The 5,451-nt window shown below is 35.9% G+C and carries 3 protein-coding genes and 1 pseudogene; 3 read left to right on the forward strand and 1 reads right to left on the reverse strand.

The annotated features are described in order from the left end of the window. Window positions 1-243: 243 nt before the first annotated feature. On the reverse strand, window positions 244-735 hold the full coding sequence (locus V7024_RS21525; RefSeq protein WP_335523729.1) for a CarD family transcriptional regulator: 492 nt from the start codon (window positions 733-735) through the stop codon (window positions 244-246). A gap of 174 nt (window positions 736-909) precedes the next feature. Between V7024_RS21525 and V7024_RS21530 the strand changes: the two are divergent. From V7024_RS21530 to V7024_RS21540, 3 genes and pseudogenes are all read left to right on the forward strand, one after another. Beyond that, window positions 910-1,077: pseudogene (locus V7024_RS21530) on the forward strand (ATP-binding protein); the annotation flags it as partial. Window positions 1,078-1,510: 433 nt separating this feature from the next. Continuing rightward, window positions 1,511-4,537 (forward strand): efflux RND transporter permease subunit, encoded by a 3,027-nt coding sequence (locus tag V7024_RS21535; RefSeq protein WP_335523730.1) that lies wholly within the window; start codon window positions 1,511-1,513, stop codon window positions 4,535-4,537. Between the two features lie 483 nt (window positions 4,538-5,020). Further along, window positions 5,021-5,269, forward strand: a complete 249-nt coding sequence (locus tag V7024_RS21540; RefSeq protein WP_335523756.1) for a DUF1294 domain-containing protein — start codon at window positions 5,021-5,023, stop codon at window positions 5,267-5,269. The last annotated feature ends 182 nt before the right edge of the window (window positions 5,270-5,451 follow it).

The raw sequence follows: 5,451 nt of genomic DNA on the forward strand, positions 1-5,451 counted from the left end.
ATATCCAAAAACAATGATTATACTTAGAAGTATGGGAATAAAAAGTGGTGAGAATAATTCATTTAGAGGAAAAAGAATTTTTTTAGAAGGTAATGTTCCTATAATCAAATCGTAATTTTAATTATAGCATATTTAGATTCATAAAGCAAAAAAAACAAAATAGATGTTAGGCTATTTTGTCGTTTTAGGTATCTTATATAATTATAAATCCAGTTCAAAATGGTTTTAAAAGAAGTTCTTTACCTAGCCGACTTTCGTATTTAATAACTCAATTGCCTGATTTTCAGTAATTCCTTTAATTAAACTCAATTCACTAATTAAAATTTTTTGTGCGTTGTCTAACATTTGCTTTTCACTTGTATTAAGTGCCCTTACTTTATTCCTGCGTATTAAGTCACGTACTACTTCAGCGCCTTCTTGGATTTCACCCGTCTTCATTTTTTCCATGTTTTGAGTATATCTTTGCTTCCATGAGAGTGAGTTATCTGATTCGCCGTATTGAAAAATCAGTAGTACATTTTCTAATGTGAGCATATCGGCAATTAGTCGTATGCGTGATTGGATCATTTTTTTCATGGGGATCATTACTTCCATATTACTAATGGGTATTCTTATTACAAAATATTTTTGTTTTTCTCCTAGAATTTCTTTTTCTTCTATGCTTTCAATGACACCTGCTCCATGCATTGGATAAACAATTTTATCGCCAATTTGAAACAAATAATCCACCTCCATATATGGTAACCTTCTTAATTCTATCACATATAAGATGATAAGTAAAATTCAATATAATACCACAAAATAATTACCGGAGTCAATAGATTTAGTTTGATTTTTTGTTTTTTTGATGAAAGAAAATTATTGCTACATACATTCGTAGAAACACTGGTAAACCTAACGAATTATGAAATTGATATGCGTTATGAAAAACGTAGTACAATCTTAACGACCAACATTAACTTTAAAGCCTGGGATGAAGTTTTCCAGGATACGAAATTATTACACCACGCCACTGCCGTTAGCATTGTGGGACAATCATATCGAATTAAGGATCATTTTAGCAAAGAGAAAGAATAATTTTGTACATTCTTAAACAAGCGAAAGTGTACATGTTTAGGTTGATATTTACAGGATAAAATTTACAATTTAAAAAGGAGGACAAGAGGGGAGGAACTGACGATAGTTATTAAAAAAATGTATGAAAGCTATAATCTTTTCTAATAATGACAGGAAGTTATTTAATAAAGAAGGAGAATGAATCTGTTTTTAAAAATCAGGAATATATAAATATTAAAAATAGATTGATTTATATTCTATATCTGTACATTTTCGTGGTAGTCGTAGTAAAAATAGAAACTTAAATATGAGGTTCGTATATTAAGAAAGCCTGCTAGAAATTTGTTTTTTTGTATGGTTTAAAATCAGGGGGGAAGGCTGCAATTTATATGAGATTATATCAGTCAAAGCGTTTCGTTTGATAAATAAACACAAGGGAACAGGGGGAATGGAGATGGGATCTTGGATTCGCTTTTCCTTAAAAAATGTAGGTGTTGTTTTTCTTGCAATGATTTTTATCGTTGTTGGGGGTATATACTCTATTAAAACGATGAAAATGGAGCAGATGCCAAATGTTGATATTCCATATATAGTCACACAGGTTCCTTATATGGGGGCCACACTAGATCAAGGGTTAGAAGATATAGGGAAACCGTTAGAAACTGCACTCTCTAATATTCAAAAACTCGATAATTTATATATTGAATCCCACAGCAACAGCGTAGTTGCTATTTTAGGATTTGACATGGATCGGAAAATGGATGAGGCAGAGAAAGATGTAACAAGTGCCGTTGCGTCTCTAAAATTACCGGATGGGGCAGGGAAACCTGTCATTATAAAAGATAGTCCTTCACAGATGCCAGTACTTACTTTTGCCCTTTCTTCAGACAATGCTAAGCAAGCTGATATTTCGCAATATGTGAACGAACGAATTAAAACGGCTTTGTCTACTGTTGAAAATATAGGTAAGGTGGATGTTTCCGGTGAAACGGAAAAACAGTTATCTATTAAACTTGATGCTGAAAAAATGAAAGAAAAAAACATTACTTATGATGTAGTGAAGCAGGCACTTTTAGCCCACAATTTTTCTTTTCCAGCGGGGCAGGTCAATTTAAATGAAAAAACGTTAAATGTTCAAGCAGACTTCAAACTGAAATCACTTATTGACGTGAAAAATGTGGAAATGATGGTGCCAGGTCCTACAGAAGTACGAACTGTAAAACTATCAGATGTGGCAAATGTGGAGTATGGAAGTAAGACAGAAACGATATATACAAGATTGAAGGATACACCTGCTGTTCTTGTATCAGTTAAAGCGCAGCCAGGAGCGAACGCGGTTGAGGTTGTAAAGCAAATTAATCAAAAGTTATCCGATTTACAACTGCCAGATGGATATAAATTGACCAAGCTGTATGATAGTTCGAAACAGGTGGAAAAATCGGTTAACAGCATGCTTAAGGAAGTGTTGCTTGGAACGTTATTTGCTGTCATCGTAACATTTGTATTTTTGCGTAATGTGAGAGCTACGATTGTGGCAGTATTATCGATTCCACTTTCTGTGTTAGCGGCTATGAGTACAATGAAGTATTTACAATACAGTTTGAATATGATGACGCTGGCAGGTATTGCGGTAGCAGTTGGTCGGGTAATTGATGATTCTATCGTAGTGATTGAAAACATTTACCGAAGAACGTTAAATAGTAAACAGCGTGATGAAAGCATGGTTCTTGCGGCTGCTAAGGAAGTTGGCGGTGCAGTTACATCTTCAACAATCACAACAATGGCGGTATTTGGTCCGCTTTCGTTCGTACCAGGAATTATTGGGAAGTTCTTCGCACCTTTTGGAATTACAGTTATTGTGGCACTTGCATTCTCGTTACTTGTTTCATTAACAGTTGTACCACTTCTTGCTAAATTGTTCTTATTGCGTTTGAAACATAAGGAACCACAAGAAACAATGTTACAGAGAACATACCAACGTATGCTGAGCTGGGCGATGCATAAAAAGGTGATAACGCTTATTTTGGCTTTCGTTGTATTTTCTTCATCTTTAGTACTTGTGCCGATGATTCCAAAAAACTTTCTACCTGAAGAAAAGGCGGTCTCATACAATTTAACAACAGACTTGCCTGTTGGAACTTCACTTGACAAAGCGAACAGTGTGGCGAAGGATATGGAAAGTATTCTTAGTAAACAAGTGAGTGTAAAAAGTTATCAAACAATCGTTTCAGGAGAAAGGGTTCGTTTATCTATTGACCTGAAGGATAACATGACGAAAGAAGAAGTAACAACTTTTGAAAAAGACGTTAAAGAAAAGATGAAAAATTTGGGGACGGGTATTGAAACAGCTTTGACACCAATCGGTATAACAGGAGGAGGACAATTTGCTCTTATCGTGGAAGGTGGAAATGCTAGGGATTTAGAAAATGCTAGTAATAAAATTGTAGAGAAGATAAAGGATATAAAAGGTTTGTCCAATGTGAAAACAAACTTATCCGCAGTAAAACCACAACTTAATTTAGCAATTAATGAAGAAAAAGCTGCTGAGAAAGGTCTGAATCCGATGATGATTGCCACTTTTGTAAGGGGAATTATCTCTGGTGAAAATATTACAGCAGTACAGTTAGATGGAAAAACGACTTCTGTGAATGTAGGCTTAAAAAGCGATAATCTTACGTCTATTGAAAGTATTACAAGTCAAAAGATTACGAGTCCCCTTGGTCAGCAGGTAAAGTTATCAGATGTAGCAACACTTTCTGAAGAGTCTGGACCGACTGCGTTGTACCGTTTGAATCAACAAGAGCATGTACAAGTAAGCGCAAGATTTACGACAGATAACGTTTCTGGTGCTCAAGCAGAGGTAGACAAACGTTTAAAGGATCTAGATTTACCAAAAGGAGTAAAATACCGATCGGAAGGACAGTCACAAGCTATGAATGAAGGCTTTCAAAATATGATTGTTGCTATGGGAATCGCGGTTGTTCTTGTCTTCATGGTTATGCTAGTGACATTTGGAAATGTAATTGCTCCATTTGCGATCTTATTTTCCCTACCATTCCTTTTTACAGGTGGTTTACTTGGATTATATATGACTAACGAACCTTTAGGTATGCCTGCGCTTGTTGGGTTCCTCATGTTGATTGGAATTGTCGTTACGAATGCCATCGTGTTGATGGATCGCGTTATGCAAAATGAAAAGCAAGGAATGACTATAAAGGAAGCTGTATTAGAAGCAGGGGCAACGAGGCTCCGTCCGATTTTAATGACGGCCCTTGCTACAATTGGAGCACTCATGCCGTTAGCGCTGTCTACTGATGGAGGACTCATCTCTCGATCCCTTGCCATTGTGGTTATTTCTGGTTTATTAACATCTACGCTTTTAACGTTAATTATTGTACCGACTGCTTATTATGTGATGGATATGATAAAGCGGAAATTCACAAAGAAAAAGGCGGTTTTGGAAGTAGAAGAGACAGCGTAAAGAAATAAGGGAATGGAAAACTTTTTTCGATTCCCTTCCCTTTGTTGAAAAAAGATTATGTCAAAGAAAATGCCAATTTTTTTTGGCATTTTTTGATTTCTATTCGTTTTCTTATAGTTATAAAGATCTCTGTTAACTCGTTCATACGAAATTCGTAATATTATTACCATGGATGTTTTCGTGTACTATATACATGTTGATTTATCACCATGTAATTCGCTGCTATGCAGAATACAATATGATCTGCAGTCGCCTACTCTTTTTGTTTTAAACTTTGCATGTGGACGAGACTATCTGACCGTTTCGGTGCACGGCCAGATAGTCTCGTCCATCCTAAAAAAGAGTTTTTTTATTTGTATTTATATAATTTAAAAACAAAATGAGTGTATAATAGATTGAAATTCTCGTCAGTAAGAAGTTTACTACCTAGTGAGTGTAGGACGAATAGTTGGAAAAATGTATGAAAGAGGTTTTCATAATATGGTGAAATGGAGTTATTTTGTTTTTATTAATATTTTTGCTTTTATAATGATGGGACTAGATAAAAGGAAAGCAAAAAAGAAGCAGTGGCGTACACCAGAGAGTACGTTATTTTTAATTGCAGCAGCAGGGGGAGGAATTGGAGCTTGGATTGGAATGTATATTTTTCATCATAAGACACATAAAAATAAATTTGTAATTGGTATTCCATTTCTTGCCGCTGCAGGTGTATATGTCTTTTGGATATTATAAAGAGTTTATCCCGCATTAACGCGCAGTAAGACCCCCACCTCAAGATTGAGAGAGAAGCATTGTCCAGCTCTAGCGGCTAGAATCTCCGGTCGTTTCGCCCCCTCGGACGAGGCAAAAAGCGCCTCTCTGTCGCGGGCTCCAACGTCCTGCGATTCTGGGCGAGCCGCTTCCGCTTTTCTAAA

Origin of the sequence: Bacillus sp. JJ864, from assembly GCF_036963045.1 — a bacterium.
In the GTDB taxonomy this organism is placed as follows: Bacteria; Bacillota; Bacilli; order Bacillales; family Bacillaceae_G; genus Bacillus_A; species Bacillus_A pseudomycoides_C.